The sequence below is a fragment of the Marinobacter sp. C7 genome (assembly GCF_022343555.1).
Lineage (GTDB): Bacteria > Pseudomonadota > Gammaproteobacteria > Pseudomonadales > Oleiphilaceae > Marinobacter.
In genome coordinates, this window is the sequence record NZ_JAKQZH010000003.1 from 269,835 (window position 1) to 284,432 (window position 14,598).

The 14,598-nt window shown below is 63.2% G+C and carries 13 protein-coding genes; 6 read left to right on the forward strand and 7 right to left on the reverse strand.

Translation table 11 applies throughout. From position 1 onward, the window contains the following. Positions 1-41 precede the first annotated feature (41 nt). Entirely contained in the window at positions 42-455 is a 414-nt protein-coding gene (locus MD273_RS15680) for a GFA family protein (protein WP_239038737.1), read from the forward strand. A gap of 3 nt (positions 456-458) precedes the next feature. On the opposite strand, the gene MD273_RS15685 is transcribed toward MD273_RS15680, so the two are convergent. Next, positions 459-1,538: a PQQ-dependent sugar dehydrogenase gene (locus MD273_RS15685; RefSeq protein WP_502846068.1), complete on the reverse strand. Its 1,080-nt coding sequence runs from the start codon at positions 1,536-1,538 to the stop codon at positions 459-461. A gap of 265 nt (positions 1,539-1,803) precedes the next feature. Between MD273_RS15685 and MD273_RS15690 the strand changes: the two genes are divergently transcribed. Then, positions 1,804-3,981 (forward strand): TonB-dependent siderophore receptor, encoded by a 2,178-nt coding sequence (locus MD273_RS15690; RefSeq protein WP_239038739.1) that lies wholly within the window; start codon positions 1,804-1,806, stop codon positions 3,979-3,981. Positions 3,982-4,100: 119 nt separating this feature from the next. On the opposite strand, the gene MD273_RS15695 is transcribed toward MD273_RS15690, so the two are convergent. From MD273_RS15695 to MD273_RS15720, 6 genes are all read right to left on the reverse strand, one after another. Then, on the reverse strand, positions 4,101-4,922 hold the full coding sequence (locus MD273_RS15695) for a (2Fe-2S)-binding protein (RefSeq protein WP_239038740.1): 822 nt from the start codon (positions 4,920-4,922) through the stop codon (positions 4,101-4,103). Then, positions 4,909-6,939: a Fe(3+)-hydroxamate ABC transporter permease FhuB gene (gene fhuB / locus MD273_RS15700; RefSeq protein ID WP_239038741.1), complete on the reverse strand. Its 2,031-nt coding sequence runs from the start codon at positions 6,937-6,939 to the stop codon at positions 4,909-4,911. The genes MD273_RS15695 and fhuB overlap by 14 nt, the downstream gene beginning before the upstream one ends. Continuing rightward, positions 6,929-7,861, reverse strand: coding sequence for an iron-siderophore ABC transporter substrate-binding protein (locus MD273_RS15705; protein ID WP_239038742.1), 933 nt, complete (start codon positions 7,859-7,861; stop codon positions 6,929-6,931). The genes fhuB and MD273_RS15705 overlap by 11 nt, the downstream gene beginning before the upstream one ends. Further along, positions 7,851-8,624, reverse strand: coding sequence for an ABC transporter ATP-binding protein (locus MD273_RS15710; protein ID WP_239038743.1), 774 nt, complete (start codon positions 8,622-8,624; stop codon positions 7,851-7,853). The genes MD273_RS15705 and MD273_RS15710 overlap by 11 nt, the downstream gene beginning before the upstream one ends. A gap of 77 nt (positions 8,625-8,701) precedes the next feature. Next, entirely contained in the window at positions 8,702-10,492 is a 1,791-nt protein-coding gene (locus tag MD273_RS15715) for an ABC transporter ATP-binding protein (RefSeq protein WP_239038744.1), read from the reverse strand. A gap of 85 nt (positions 10,493-10,577) precedes the next feature. Further along, positions 10,578-11,030, reverse strand: a complete 453-nt coding sequence (locus tag MD273_RS15720) for a YaiI/YqxD family protein (protein WP_239038745.1) — start codon at positions 11,028-11,030, stop codon at positions 10,578-10,580. A 265-nt stretch (positions 11,031-11,295) separates the two neighbouring features. Between MD273_RS15720 and MD273_RS15725 the strand changes: the two genes are divergently transcribed. The 4 genes from MD273_RS15725 (at position 11,296) to MD273_RS15740 (ending at position 14,525) form a co-directional block, all read left to right on the forward strand. Then, positions 11,296-11,877: a histidine phosphatase family protein gene (locus tag MD273_RS15725; RefSeq protein WP_239038746.1), complete on the forward strand. Its 582-nt coding sequence runs from the start codon at positions 11,296-11,298 to the stop codon at positions 11,875-11,877. 62 nt (positions 11,878-11,939) lie between these two features. Beyond that, positions 11,940-12,278: a zinc ribbon domain-containing protein YjdM gene (locus MD273_RS15730; protein ID WP_239038747.1), complete on the forward strand. Its 339-nt coding sequence runs from the start codon at positions 11,940-11,942 to the stop codon at positions 12,276-12,278. Positions 12,279-12,453: 175 nt separating this feature from the next. After that, positions 12,454-13,536, forward strand: coding sequence for a pyruvate dehydrogenase (acetyl-transferring) E1 component subunit alpha (pdhA, locus tag MD273_RS15735; protein ID WP_239038748.1), 1,083 nt, complete (start codon positions 12,454-12,456; stop codon positions 13,534-13,536). Beyond that, positions 13,533-14,525 carry an alpha-ketoacid dehydrogenase subunit beta gene (locus MD273_RS15740; protein ID WP_239038749.1) on the forward strand — a complete coding sequence of 331 codons (993 nt, stop codon included), beginning with the start codon at positions 13,533-13,535 and terminating at the stop codon, positions 14,523-14,525. The genes pdhA and MD273_RS15740 overlap by 4 nt, the downstream gene beginning before the upstream one ends. The last annotated feature ends 73 nt before the right edge of the window (positions 14,526-14,598 follow it).

Consider the following 14,598-nt stretch of genomic DNA (forward strand, 5'->3'; position numbering starts at 1 on the left):
CGCCAGAAACAGCAACCAGCTCCGAAGCGCGAGATTTATCCATGTATACCGGCCACTGTCTGTGCGGCGATATCAGCTTTGAATACGACGGACCGCTTGGTCCGATTTCCCTGTGCCATTGCAGTCAGTGTCGACGGAGCCATGGCAGTGCATTTTCTGCCAGCGCTCCGGTCCAGGCGGTCCGCTTCCGTTTCCTGTCCGGAGAGCAGCGGGTGACTGAATTCGAGTCCAGTCCCGGAAAATATCGCGCCTTCTGCAGTCGTTGCGGCAGCCAGCTCTACAGTCGGGTGGACGCCATCCCGGGCATCCTCAGGCTGCGGGTCGGCGTCATCAACGAACCCCTGGACAAGGGGCCGGCCCAGCACGTATACGTCGGCTCCAAATCGGACTGGTTCGGGATTACCGACGACATCCCCCAGTACGAGAAAACCGACAGGACCAACGATCCCCATTGAGGATCAATTCACCGGCACGATCCGGTAAACCTTGCCTTCCGGCGAGTCCGTGAGCAGCCAGAGCACGCCATCCGGACCCATGCGCACGTCCCGGATGCGATCGCCCAGGTCGGTCAGCAGGTCTTCTTCCTCGGTGACATCGCCGTCACCGATTTCCAGTCGTACCAGTTTGCGCATCTTCAGTGCCCCCACAAACAGGTCACCCTGCCATTCCGGGAATCGTTCACCGGTGTAGAACGCCATGCCTGAGGGCGCGATCGAGGGATCCCAGTAGTGCAGGGGCTGGGCCATGCCTTCCTTTTCCGTGTGCATGGTGATCGGCAGCCCGGAGTAATCGATGCCATAGGTGATCTCGGGCCAGCCGTAATTGGTGCCCGCCGAGAGAATGTTGATCTCGTCACCACCCCGGGGGCCGTGTTCGTGGGTCCAGATGTCGCCGGTTTCCGGATGAATGGTCATGCCCTGGATGTTCCGGTTACCGTAGGTGAAAAAGGTGTCCCGCGCCCCCGCCTGGTCCATGAAGGGGTTATTCGGCACAGGCTTACCGTCAATCGTGATCCGGTGCACACCGCCGGCGTCATCGCCGAGATCCTGGGCCCGGTCCATTTCGCCCCGGTCACCCACCGCTACGTACAGGTTGCCCTCACGATCAAACTCCATTCGGCCGGCAAAATGGCGGGTTGTATTAGAGCGGGGGAGGGCTTCAAAGATGACGTTCACATCTGTCAGCGCCATGCCGTCCAGCCTTGCCCGGGCCACGCGTGTGGTCATGCCCTCCCGGGAGCGGTGGGCATAGCTGAGGAACAGGATCTGGTTGGACTCATAATCCGGATGTAAAAGCACGTCCAATAAACCGCCCTGGCCGGCAACCACAAGTTCGGGAACACCCGCCAGGGGAGCGGATACCAGTTTGCCGTCCCGGATCATCCTCAGCCGACCGGCTCGCTCCGTTACAAGCTGGGTTCCGTCCGGAAGAAAGGCCAGGCTCCAGGGGTGCTCCAGTCCCTCGGCCACAACCTCAAGCTGGAAATCTGCCTCGTCCGATGAAAAGGTCAGCGCTGCCCAGGCGGGCATCGATAGCATGATTAGCCCGCTGGCCAGCGCCAGGTATCTGCTGGTGATCATGGGAACCTCCGGTCTTCGCAGCTGCTCGGCGAGTCCGTGGCGAGAGCCGCCCACTCAGCATAGCAGCTGACCAGAACTCCCGCCGTTAACATTGCTATACCGGATATAGGGAAGGTGTTCCGGGTTGGATTATTCAAAATTGGTGTTTTAAATTAGAATGATTCGCATTAAGATAATCGTCGAATAATTACCAACCCGCAAGAACTCACTCACGGAGAAAATGATGTTCCGACTTCCCGAGCCGGCATTCCGCCGCAAGGCCCTGGTTTCCGCCATGATGTGCGCCACCCTTCCCGTCACAGCATTGGCCCAGGAGAATGATCCCGCCACCCTGCAAGTACTCGAGGTATCCGCAGAACGGGGGCAGACCCCCTCGGAATTCACCGGAAGTTATGTGCCCGAGGCAACCACCACCTCCCTGAAGATGGAACTGTCCCATCGGGAGACGCCTCAGGCGGTCACCGTAGTGACCCGGGAGCAGATGGACGACTTTGCCCAGAATGACATCAATGACGTGCTGGAAGGGACCACCGGCGTGACCGTTGAGTCCGTCGAAACGGACCGGACCTACTACACCTCCCGCGGCTTCGACATCAACAACTTCCAGTATGACGGCGTCGGCCTTCCGGCGGTGTATGACAACGTCCAGGGCGAGTTGGACACCGCGTTCTTTGATCGGGTCGAGGTGTTGCGGGGCGCCAACGGCCTGATGACCGGCTCCGGCAACCCGGCAGCGACTGTAAACTTCATCCGCAAGCGCCCGACGGCTGACACCAATGCCTCGGTGGCCGTGACCGCCGGCTCCTGGGACCAGAAGCGGATTGTCGGTGATGTCTCCGGCTCGGTTTCCGAATCCGGCAAGGTTCGTGGCCGGGTGGTGGCGGGCTACGAAGACAAGGATTCCTACCTCGACCGTTACAGCAACGAGAAACAGATGTTCTACGGCGTGCTGGAAGCGGACCTGACCGACACCACACTGCTTACCGCCGGCCACGCGATCCAGACCTCCGATACCGACAGCCCGCTGTGGGGCGCGCTGCCACTGTTCTACACCGACGGCACCGCCACCGACTTTGCCCGCTCCACCAGCACCGCCTCCGACTGGTCCTACTGGGACAACACCCAGCACAACAGCTTCGTGGAACTGCAGCAGGAGCTGGCCGGAGGCTGGCGGGCGAAGGGCACCGTGTTCCGTCTGGAGAACGACAGCAGCTCCGAGCTCTTCTACCAGTACGGCACACCGGACCCGGACACCGGTGAGGGCCTGTTCGCCTACCCGAGCCAGTACGATCTGAATACCCAGCAGTGGGTGGTGGACGCCTACGCCACCGGCCCGTTCAGCCTGGCCAACCGAACCCATGAGCTGGTGATCGGCGCCAGCTGGTCCCGCTCCGAGACCGAGGACGAGTCCCGTTATGGCCAGGGCATCGGCACGCCGCTGCCACCCCTGAACGAATGGGACGGTAATTATCCACGCCCGACGTTCGACAACGGCGTGGCAGGCTCCGATTGGACCGACCGGGAAACCGCCACCTATGCTGCCGCCCGCTGGACCCTGACCGACAGCCTGACCGCCATCACGGGCCTCCGCCTGACCTGGCTGGAGAGTGAGGGTACCAGCTACGGGAACTCCAAGGAGACCAGCTACGATGCGGTGGAAACACCCTACGCCGGCCTGATCTACGACATCAACGAGGACCACTCGGTCTATGCGAGCTATACCGAGATCTTCTCCCCGCAGACCGAGCTGGACATCAATCGCGACCGGCTCGATCCGATCGATGGCGTCAACTACGAGCTGGGCCTGAAGAGTGAATTCCGTGAAGACCGGATCAACACCACGGTGGCGTTGTTCCAGGTGGAGCAGAAAAACGTCGCCGAGGCCGCCGGCACCTATGCCGGTACACAGGACGTCTACTACCGCGCTGTGGACGGCCTGGAGAGTCAGGGTATCGAACTGGAGATCGTCGGTGACGTGACCGACCGTATCCAGCTCTTCGCCGGCTACACCTTCGTGGACATCGAGGACGCCGACGGTAACGAGGCCAAGTCCTTCGTGCCCGAGCACCTGGCGCAGCTGCGCGGTACCTGGAAGGTGCCGGGTGTTGAGGGCCTGGAACTGGGCAGTCAGGTCCGCTGGCAGTCCGAGATCAGCCAGGAGCAGGGCGTGGCCACCACCGGTCCGAACGCTGGTGCGACCATCGTGACCGAGCAGGATGCCTATGCCGTGCTGGATCTGATGGCCAGTTACGACTTTGCCCGCAACTGGAACGCCACCCTGAACGTCAATAACGTCACCGACGAGAAGTACATCGAGAGCCTGAAGAAATTCGGCACCTCGGCCCAGGGCTTCTACGGCGAGCCGGCTAACGCCAGCCTGACCGTTTCCTGGGTCTACTGATCCGGAATGAAGGGCGGGGGTTATCCCCGCCCTTCAGTACTCAGCCACAGGAGAAGATGCAATGACACCCGAGCAGGAAATGCTGGAAGGACTCAAACTGGCCGCCGGGGCCGGCCTCTTTATCGGCCTGGTTGCCATTGGCCTGGCGCTGGGGAATGGTCTGACTGGCTGAGCGCGGCCATCCGTTCCTTCCGATAGACCCCGCAAGTGCCGCAGTAACCGCCTCCCGGCAACAGGTATTTCAGACAACAGCCCTTACGTTGGGGGATTGCCGTTCTCTGCTCTCCGAACACCGCCGGAATCCAGTCGATGAACCGATTGGCGTCATTCCGGAATGCGTCCAGCCATTGCTGCGCCAGATCACAGACCGCTGTTGGGCTGGCCAGGTTCCACACCGCCGAGAAAGGCGCGCCCAGGCCCAGGCCGATGCTGCTCCAGTAGGCGCCAGGACTCACACCCAGCTTTTGCCGGAACACCGGATACCAGGCTTCGGTTTGTGCGGCCATGCCGTGCTTGAAGGGCTGTTCGCTTGCCAGTGGCTGGCCCGGAACCTGGAACCACCGTGAGACGGTCTGACCTGGCTCCTCTGCCGGCGCCAGGAAAATGCGGGTCGGATCGGCCACGGGCGCCTGGCCATGCCGGAACAGGCGCAGCGTCAGGGGCGCCAGCACGCTGAGTGCCAGATCCTGCTGCAGTACTGATGCATAGACCCGGATGGCTTTACGATCCGAGGCGTCCGGATAATCCTGGCGGATCTGGTGCACAAGCAGTTCCGGCTGCTCAAGACTCTGGGCCAGGGAAAACAGGCCCCGACGTTCCTGTGCCGGGGCATTCAGAGACTGCGAGAGGATTGTGTCGCGGTCGAGACCGGAGGCCTGCAGGAGCCGATCGTAACGATCGACCCAGCGTTCGCCACCGGTTGCGGAATCAGGCCCGGCCATGGCGGCTGAGCCCCCAGAGGAAGTAGATACCGCCCACCAGCGCCGCCAGCAGGCCGGCAGGCAACTGGTTGGGATACACGATGATGCGGGACAGGTAATCCGCCACACCCAGCAGCACGCCACCGACCAGTGCGGCCGCAATGAGCTGCCGGCCAACGGTCTGTTGGCCCAGCACCCGGGCCAGATGCGGGGCGATCAGGCCGACAAAACTGAGCGGGCCTATCACCACCGTGGCCGCCGCCGTCAGCAGAGCGGAAAGAAGCAGCAACAGCAGGCGTGTGCGGGCCACCCGGATGCCCAGCGAGGAGGCGGGCATGTCGCCCAGCGGCAGAATGGTCAGGGGGCGGATGATTGTGGCCAGCAGGCCGGAAAGCATCAGGATGAACACCAGCAGCCCGATGGCTTCCCCTTCGGAGACCAGCCAGGTGGAACCGTACATCCAGTTCAGCAGTTTGGAGGCTTCGGTGCCGCCCGATGCCATCACCAGTCGCAGCCCGGCATCCATGAACACATACAGCGCCAGTCCGCCCAGCAACAACTGGTTGCCGGCGAAGCGGTGCCGTCGGGCCAGCAGGATCAGCAGGCCCAATGCACCGGCCGCGCCGCCGGTGGCGGCCATCAGCTGCCCGGCGCGTCCTGCCTCAATGCCGGACAGCACAATCACCACCATCACCAGGGCGGCGCCGCCGCTGATGCCCAGCATTTCCGGGCTACCCATGGGGTTGCCGGTCATGCGCTGAATCAGGGTGCCGGCCAGGCCGAGAGCCACCCCGGCCAGGACGGCGGCGAGCATCCTTGGGCCTCGCCAGACCCAGGCGTCGCCCCATTGGCCAATGGAGGTCCAGCTCCAGCCATTCAGCCCCGGGGACCAGCTCAGCGAGATCACCACCGTCAGAAGCAGCAGCGCAGCAAGCACAGCCGAAACCACCGTGATCGGCCGGCGTCCGGGCAGGAAGCCAGCCGGGCTGGAGGTCTGCCCCGGCATGTGGTGGGTATTCCGGAAGCCCTGCAGGGCCAGCAGGATGATCGGCCCGCCAATCAGGGCGGTGGTGGTACCGGTGGGAATCAGCGAGCCGTCTCCCCAGGTGGATGCCCAGTGTGCGAAAGTGTCTGCCAGCAACAGCAGGCCACCGCCGAGCAGGGTGCTCCACAGCATGCGCCCGCCGAGGGTTCTGGCGCCCAGCAGCCGGGCCAGCACCGGGGCCGCCAGACCCACAAAGGCGATCACGCCAACCCGGCTCACGACCACGGCGCTCAGCAGGACCACGAGGAACAATGCCAGGGCCCGTACCCACGCCACTTTGGCTCCAAGAGAGCCGGCCGACGTCTCCCCCAGCTGCAGAAGTTGCAATGGCCGCATCAGGAGCAGCATCAGGGCTGCCAGTAGCAGGACTCTTGGCCACAGATCCGCGAACGGTTGCCAGTTGTTCTGGACCAGGGAGCCCGCGCCCCAGATAAACAGGTTGCCCAGCCATTCGCCCTTGAGCAGCAGAAACGCCATATTGGTGGCGCCCAGGAAAAAGGTGATCACCAGGCCGGCGAGAATGACCGTCACCGGGGAAAAGCCCAGTCGCCAGGTGAGGGCGATCACCATGACGATGGCCAGCAGGCCGCCGGCAATGGCGGGCAGGTCCGGGCTGAAGGCCAGCAGACCCGGGAAGAACAGGGAGGCGACGGTCACGCCGAACTGGCTACCGGCTGCAACGCCGAGTGTGGTGGGCGAGGCCAGCGGATTGCCCAGGATCTGCTGGGTCACGGCACCGGCCAGTCCCAGCGCTGCGCCGACCAGGACGGCCATGGCTACCCTGGGTGCCCAGCTGAAATGGGCCAGTACCGAGGCATAGATCTCGGGCTCGAAGGTCCAGAAGGCGCTTAACAGCGTGGCCGGATCCAGTTGTTCCAGCCAGGGCAGGGCACTGGCGATAATGGCACTCAGCCACAGGAGCGCTGCGGCCACGGGCAAGCGCGCGGGAAGCAGTGGGCGCTGCGACGGCAGGGTGGCGGTATTACTGTACATGGTCCGAACCTCCTGCCAGCAGGCTGTCTGCAATCTGGATGGCCAGTCGCTTGACCGGGTAGATGCCGCCGAAGGGCCAGGTAGCCTCCACCTGATACACCCGGTCCTGTTGCACCGGCGGCAGGTAGGTCCAGAACGGACTCTCGGAAAGGGTGTCGGCGAGCCCGGGTGGCGTGGGGGAAATGACCACAAGGCGCGCGTCGGGGAACGGTGCAATGGCCTCCAGACCCACCACGGAGAATCCCCAGAAATTCCCCGGGTGCGGCCAGGCGTTGGTCAGCCCGAGCGCTTCAAGCGCAGTCTGGTAGAGCCCGTTCGGCGCGTAAACCCGAACATGGCGGGCATCGAGAAAGTTCACCAGCGCCACCGGCCGCTCGTCGACCCCGGCGCGTTCGAGCCGGGCCCGCTGTTGGGCGAGGGTGTGCTCGACATCCGCCACCACCGCCTTTGCCTGCGCTTCCCGGTCGAGCATCTGGCCGAGGGTGAGCAGCATCTCGCGGGCTTTGGCGAAGGGGTTCGAATCCTCCTGGTACACACTCACCACGTAGGTGGGGGCCAGCCGCTCGAGCAGGTCGGCGGCCGGTGCCATCTCGGCACTGGTCACGATCAAATCCGGCTCGAGTTCAGCGATGGCCTCGAGGCTGGGCGCGACCCGGGTGCCCACATTCCGGACCCCGGTTTCCGGTAACGCCGGTTCCTTGACCCAGTAGCTGTAGCCTGCCAGATCAGCCACGCCCACCGGGGTGATGCCCAGCAATAACAGGGCTTCGGTGGCTGCCCAGTTGAGCGCCACAACCCGTTCGGGAACCTCGTCGAGGGTGAGGGAGCCATTTTCGTGCTGCCAGGTACCTGCAGTGGCAGACGCGGACATCAGGATGACCAACAGCGACAGGCCGACCAGCCGGAGAACTCTAGTGCACATAGGACACCCACTGACCCGGAGCCCGCTCCATGACGCCCATGGGTACACCGTAGATGGTCTCCAGGATACCGGAGTCCATGATCTCTGCGGGGCGGCCGTCCGCCACCAGCCGGCCGCCCTTGATGGCCACGAGCCGGTCACAGAAACGGGCGGCCAGATCCACGTCGTGCAAGACCACAATCACGGTCAGCTCCCGCCGCTCCGCCAGGCGGTGCACCAGGCGCAGGGTCTCAACCTGGTGTTTTACATCCAGCGCGGAGATGGGTTCGTCCAGGAGCAGGCACCGGGTCTGCTGGGCCAGCAGCATCGCGATCCACGCCCGCTGGCGCTCGCCGCCGGAGAGGGTGTCCACGGACCGGTGGGTAAACGACTCCAGGCCGGTGTCGGCAATGGCCTGGTCGATCAGCCGCTGATCTTCCCGATTATATCGGCCGAGCGGCCCGCGCCAGGGGTAACGACCGAGGGCGACCAGTTCGCGCACAGTCAGCCCGTCCGTGCCGGGTGGATGCTGGGGCAGGTAACCGACGGTACGGGCGAATTCCCGGGCGCCGGTACTGAGAAAGGACCGGCCAAGCAAACTGACTTGGCCCTCCGAGGGCGCCTGATGTCGGGCCAGTACCTTGAGCAGTGTCGATTTGCCCGAGCCGTTGTGGCCGAGCAGGGCGGTCACTTCCCCTTCCTGAAAACCGATGTTGATATTGCGAAGAATGGGGGTGTCACCGATACGGACACCCAGGTTGGATACTTCGAAGAACGCCGACATGCAGACTCCCTTGTTCTGAGAGTCTGCAGGTTAATCTAAATACGAATTACTATCAATAATAATAGTGCCGTTAGACGTCAGGCCTGCCCGGTCTGGACACGCCATTGGGCCCGGTAGGCGCCGTCCTTCGAGAGCAGGGCTTCGTGGGTGCCTTGCTCGACCACGCGGCCATGCTCGATCACGGCAATGGTGTCCGCATCCACGATGGTGGAGAGGCGGTGGGCGATCATGATCACCGTCCGGTTGTGGCCGATACGGCGCAGGGAGCGCTGGATGGCGGCTTCGGTCTCGTTGTCCACCGCGCTGGTGGCCTCGTCCAGCACCAGGATCGGTGGGTTCTTCAACAGGGCGCGGGCCAGGGACAGTCGCTGGCGCTGGCCTCCGGACAACCGCACACCACGCTCACCGACCGCTGTATCCAGGCCCTCGGGCAGGGCCTCGATGAAGCTCCAGGCCTCGGCGGTCCTGGCCGCTTCAATGATCTCGTCATCGGTGGCACCGGGCCTGCCATAGGCCAGGTTCTCGCGGATGGAGCCCTCGAACAGGTACACGTCCTGGCTGACCAGGCCGATGGCCCCGCGCAGGGACTTGAGATTGATGTCCCGGATGGGCTGGCCATCAATGCGGATATCGCCGTGGCTCGGATCGTAGAAGCGCAGAAGCAGCTTGATCAGCGTGGACTTGCCGGAGCCGGTGGCACCGACCAGGGCCAGGGTATTGCCGGCCGGTACCTGCAGGCTGATGTCCCGGATACCGGCGCCGCTGGAGGCATAGTGGAAGCTCAGGTTTCGGAGCTCCACCTCACCCTTGACCGGCTGCGCCAGGTCCCTGCCGCCTTCATCCCGCACATGCACGGGTTCGGCCAGCAGGTTGAGAATCCGGCGGGTGCTGGCCATGGCCCGTTCGAACAGGTCGATGACTTCCGCCAGGCCGGTCAATGGCCAGAGCAGGCGCTGGGTGAGGAAGACCAGCACGCCATAGGCGCCAACATTGAGGGTGCCTTCCAGCGCCATCATGCCGCCTACGGTAAAGGTGGCCAGGAAGCCGGCGAGGATGGCCATGCGGATGACCGGAATGAACGCGGAACTGATGCGGATGGCCCTGCGGTTGGCTTCCACATAGGCCTCGCTGCTGGCCTTGAGCCGCTCCGCCTCCCGCTGCTCGGCGGTGAAGCTCTTGATGGTGGCGATGCCGCCGAGGTTGTTGGCCAGCCGGCTGGAGAGATCCCCGACCTTTTCACGGACATCGGCGTAGAGCGGGCCGGCCTTGCGCTGGAAGTAGAAGGCACCCCAGATGATCAGGGGGATCGGCGTGAAAGCCAGCAGGGCGACGGTGGGAGAGAGAACGAAAAATACAGCGCCAACCGCCACCACCGTGACCAGAACCTGGATCATGGCGTTGGCACCGCCATCGAGGAAACGTTCGAGCTGGTTCACGTCATCGTTCATGGTGGCCACCAGCTGGCCGGAGCTGCGGGCCTCGAAGAAGCTCATGTCCAGCCGCTGGGCATGTTCGTAGGCGTCCTGGCGGAGGTCGGATTGCAGGCGCTGGGCCAGGTTGCGCCAGAGGATCTGGAACAGGTACTCGAACAGGGATTCCCCGGCCCAGATGAAGAACGTCAGAACCGCCAGGATGGTGATCTGCTCCCGGGCGGTTTCGAAGCCGAGCCCGGCGACGAAGCTCTGTTCCTGGTTGACCACCACGTCGATGGCGACACCGATCAGGATCTCCGGGGCAATGTCGAAAAGCTTGTTGATGATGGAGCAGGTGGTGGCGGCGATAATCTGGCGGCGGTACCCGCGGGCATAGCGGAGCAGGCGGCCCAGGGCGGCAACGCTGCTGGTGTTGGTGTGACTGCTGCTGGACATTTCCGCGTTCTCCCAGATATTTGGCCCGGTTTTGATTGGGCACGGAGGTTAGCGGAAATGTCCGGCAATTAAAATAGAATCATTATCATCTTCTGGCGTTGCGCTGTAGCCAGCGGTCGAGCTGGTCGGCGAATTCCTTGCGGTCGGTCTGGCTGAACGGCGCGGGGCCACCGGTGACCTGGCCGGCGCTGCGCATTTCTTCCATGAAGTTGCGCATGGCCAGGCGCTGGCGGATATTGTCTTTGGTGAAGGCCTGGCCCCGGGGATTGAAGACGTCGGCGCCTTTTTCGATGGCTTCGGCGGCCAGGGGGATGTCCTGGGTGATCACGAGGTCGCCTTTGGTCATCTGGTCCATGATTTCGTTGTCGGCGACGTCGAAGCCGTGGGCAACCTGGCGCCGGCTGATGTAGGGGCTTGGCGGCAGGTTGATGGCGTGGTTGGCGATGAAGGTGGTCTGGATTTGCCAGCGGGTGGCGGCGCGGCAGAGGATTTCCCGGATGGGGACGGGGCAGGCGTCGGCGTCGACCCAGATTGGCATTTCGGTTTTCCTTTGGTGTTGGTTTCAAGGCTAGAGTTTAACTGTTCTGGGATTGAGCTTGTTAGTGGTTGGCCGCGTATTTCTCATGGCCTGCGATGGTTGGAGCAGGGCGGCTTTGGGGCGAGCCTCCCAAAAACCGCTACGAGCACGTCCATGTGCGCTTGTTTCAGGCCATCCCTGGCCTTCAACATTTTTGGGAGGCTCGCCCCAAAGCCACCCCAAACCTCACGATAACTCCGCGACTGCGGAAGGAGGGCGAACTGCCATGATCAGGAAACTAGTTCTTGGCCTCACTCTGGGCGTTATCACCTTCGCTTTTTCCTTGAATGCCTCTGCCAACGACGGCAACGCGGAAGCCTGGCAAGCCCTGCAGGAGGGACGGGCAATCTTGATTCTCCGCCACGCCCTCGCTCCCGGAACCGGCGACCCCGCCAACTTCAAACTGAACGACTGCAGCACCCAGCGGAACCTGAACGAGGCCGGTCGGGAACAGGCGCGGTCGTGGAAGCCGTTCCTGGCGAGACACGCGATTGAGGAGGCCCGGGTGTTTACCAGTCAGTGGTGCCGGTGTCGGGATACGGCCAGTGAGATGAATGTCGGAGAGGTGGCGGACATGCCGTCGCTGAATTCGTTTTTCCGGAACCGGGGAGACGGGCCGGCACAGACTCGGGAGACGATTGAGGGGGTGAACGGTTTGGAGCCGGGGCTGCCGGTGGTGTTGGTGTCGCACCAGGTGAACATTACGGCGCTGGCGGGTATTTTCCCGGCTTCGAATGAGGGTGTGATTCTGGCGTTGCCGTTGTCGGAGGATCCGACGGTGCTGGCGCGGGTGGCGCCGGGGCGTTAGCGAAACCGGGGGCCGGGGTTTCTGGTATAATCCGGTTCTCATTCAATTAACAGGAAATGATAATGTCCCAGCTTCCCCCTTGCCCGCAGTGTGGTTCCGAGTTCACCTATGAGGATGGTGTTCAGTTGGTTTGTCCCGAGTGCGGGCATGAGTGGTCGGAGGCTGAGCAGGCCGATGCCGAGGCCGGCAAGGTGGTTCGTGATGCCAATGGCAATGAACTGCAGGATGGCGATACGGTGACCGTCATCAAGGATCTGAAAGTGAAGGGGTCCAGTTCGGTGGTGAAGGTGGGCACCAAGGTGAAGAACATTCGCCTGGTGGAAGGCGACCACGACATCGACTGCAAGATTGACGGCATCGGCGCGATGAAGCTGAAGTCAGAGTTCGTGAAGAAAGCCTGAATTGATCATTCTCTCCCCGTCGTCTAAATAAGTATATGAGTGCCTTCGGGCACTCGCTGTATCCCCCGGATACGCGTAATCCACGCGAACAAAACGGTTATTGCCTCAACACTGCCAGTGTGCCCGCCACAAGCGGGCCTCTTTGTGGTCAGGGCCGGAGGTCAAGGAGGACGGGATGAGAGAACGCCACGAATTTCATGTGGATAGTGCCCGCTATCTGGATGATCACGGCAAGCCCATGGATGACTTGCCGGCCCTGGCCGGGGACACCGGGCGTGTCCTGGCCGCCTACCGCAATATGGTGCTGACCCGCACCTTCGATGCCAAAGTCATTGCCCTTCAGCGTACCGGTAAGTGCGGCACCTATCCCTCTGTGCTCGGGCACGAGGTGATTGGTACCGCCATCGGCCAGAGCATGGCAAAAACCGATGTGTTCGTACCCTACTACCGGGATCAGGCGGCGCACATGTTGCGTGGTGTGGGGCTGAGGGAGATGTTGCTCTACTGGGGCGGGGACGAGCGCGGCAGCGCCAACTGGAAGAACTGCCCGGAAGACCTGCCCATCTCGGTACCCATTGCCACCCAGTGTTGTCATGCCGTGGGGGTGGCCTCGGCCATGCGGATCCGGGGTGAGGAGCGGGCGGTGGTCTGCTGCGTGGGCGACGGCGGAACCTCGAAAGGTGATTTTCTGGAGAGCATAAACCTGGCCGGCGCCTGGCACTTGCCCGTGGTGTTTGTCGCCATCAACAACCATTGGGCGATTTCCACGCCCCGCAGCCTGCAGACCGGGGCCGAGACCATCGCCCAGAAGGCCATCAGCGCGGGTTTGCCGGGCCACATGGTGGACGGCAACGATTATTTTGCCATCTCGGAAGCCCTGGACACGGCCCTTGAGCGGGCCCGCGGCGGCAAGGGCGCGACCCTGATCGAGGCGGTGACCTACCGGCTCGGGGATCACACCACCGCTGACGACGCCACCCGTTATCGCACCGCCGAGGACCTCAAGCGGGCCTGGGGGAAGGATGGCATCAAGCGCCTGCAGAACTGGCTACATGACAACGACCTGTGGGATGCCGCGAAGGAAAAGGCGCTGCAGGCAGACAGCAAGGCAACGGTGGAGCAGGCGGTCGAGGACTACCTGGCCATTGAAGCCGAGCCGCCCACCGCCATGGTGGACTACCTGTTCGAAACCCTCCCTCCGGCTCTTCAGACCCAGCGAGAGCGGATTGTCAGCAAGTACCGGGGAGGTGAGTCATGAGCAAGGGCGAGCTGCGTGACGTGACCCTGGTGGAAGCGGTCAACATGGCCCTGCACTGGGAAATGCAGCACGACGAAAACGTGGTGGTGCTGGGCGAGGACATCGCCACCAACGGCGGTGTCTTCCGGGCCACGGTGGGCCTGAAGGAAAAGTTCGGCTTCAAGCGGGTGATGGACACTCCACTGGCGGAAACCCTGATTGCCGGCACCTCCGTGGGCATGGCGACCCAGGGCCTGAAGCCGGTGGCCGAGTTCCAGTTCATGGGGTTTATCTACGCCGGCATCGAGCAGATTGTCAGCCATGCCGCCCGCATGCGTAACCGCACCCGGGGCCGGCTGCATTGCCCCATCGTCTATCGGGCGCCCTTTGGTGGGGGTATCCACGCCCCCGAGCACCATTCCGAAAGCACCGAGGCGCTGTTTGCCCACATCCCGGGCCTGAGGGTGGTGATTCCCAGTTCGCCCCAGCGGGCCTACGGACTGCTGCTGGCGGCCATCCGCAACCCCGATCCGGTGATCTTCCTGGAGCCCAAACGTATCTACCGGGCGGTGACCCAGAGCGTGGAAAACAACGGCGAGGCACTTCCACTGGATACCTGCTTCACCTTGCGCGAGGGCGATGACGTAACCCTCATCACCTGGGGCGCCTCCGTCACGGAAACCCTCCAGGCCGCCGACAAGCTCTCGCATCAGGGCGTAACCTGCGAGGTCATCGATGTAGCCACCATCAGCCCCCTCGACCGGGAAACCCTGCTGTGCTCCGTCGCCAAGACCGGCCGCGCGGTCATCGTCCACGAAGCCTGCCGCAACGGCGGCGTCGGCGCGGAGATCGCCGCCTCCATCGCCGAAAGCGCCTTCCTCGACCTTCAGGCCCCGGTGGTGCGGGTGACCGGCTACGACACTGTTATGCCCTATTACCGCAACGAAGCCGCCTACCTGCCACAAGTGGAGGATATCGTCGAAGCCGTAGAACAAGTCATCGCCCTGTGAACGACTGACTCCGGGGATTGCCGCACCCCCGGGGTCTGACCCCAAAGGGGTCAGACCCAACCTTCAAACCAGA

What these genes read in the sequence shown, in the direction of transcription:
- MD273_RS15705 (WP_239038742.1), bottom strand. Translation starts at nt 7,861, where the DNA reads ATGTGCACTAGAGTTCTCCGGCTGGTCGGCCTGTCGCTGTTGGTCATC.
- MD273_RS15680 (WP_239038737.1), top strand. Translation starts at nt 42, where the DNA reads ATGTATACCGGCCACTGTCTGTGCGGCGATATCAGCTTTGAATACGAC.
- MD273_RS15725 (WP_239038746.1), top strand. Translation starts at nt 11,296, where the DNA reads ATGATCAGGAAACTAGTTCTTGGCCTCACTCTGGGCGTTATCACCTTC.
- MD273_RS15740 (WP_239038749.1), top strand. Translation starts at nt 13,533, where the DNA reads ATGAGCAAGGGCGAGCTGCGTGACGTGACCCTGGTGGAAGCGGTCAAC.
- MD273_RS15685 (WP_502846068.1), bottom strand. Translation starts at nt 1,538, where the DNA reads ATGCTATCGATGCCCGCCTGGGCAGCGCTGACCTTTTCATCGGACGAG.
- MD273_RS15730 (WP_239038747.1), top strand. Translation starts at nt 11,940, where the DNA reads ATGTCCCAGCTTCCCCCTTGCCCGCAGTGTGGTTCCGAGTTCACCTAT.
- MD273_RS15720 (WP_239038745.1), bottom strand. Translation starts at nt 11,030, where the DNA reads ATGCCAATCTGGGTCGACGCCGACGCCTGCCCCGTCCCCATCCGGGAA.
- pdhA (WP_239038748.1), top strand. Translation starts at nt 12,454, where the DNA reads ATGAGAGAACGCCACGAATTTCATGTGGATAGTGCCCGCTATCTGGAT.
- MD273_RS15710 (WP_239038743.1), bottom strand. Translation starts at nt 8,624, where the DNA reads ATGTCGGCGTTCTTCGAAGTATCCAACCTGGGTGTCCGTATCGGTGAC.
- fhuB (WP_239038741.1), bottom strand. Translation starts at nt 6,939, where the DNA reads ATGTACAGTAATACCGCCACCCTGCCGTCGCAGCGCCCACTGCTTCCC.
- MD273_RS15715 (WP_239038744.1), bottom strand. Translation starts at nt 10,492, where the DNA reads ATGTCCAGCAGCAGTCACACCAACACCAGCAGCGTTGCCGCCCTGGGC.
- MD273_RS15695 (WP_239038740.1), bottom strand. Translation starts at nt 4,922, where the DNA reads ATGGCCGGGCCTGATTCCGCAACCGGTGGCGAACGCTGGGTCGATCGT.
- MD273_RS15690 (WP_239038739.1), top strand. Translation starts at nt 1,804, where the DNA reads ATGTTCCGACTTCCCGAGCCGGCATTCCGCCGCAAGGCCCTGGTTTCC.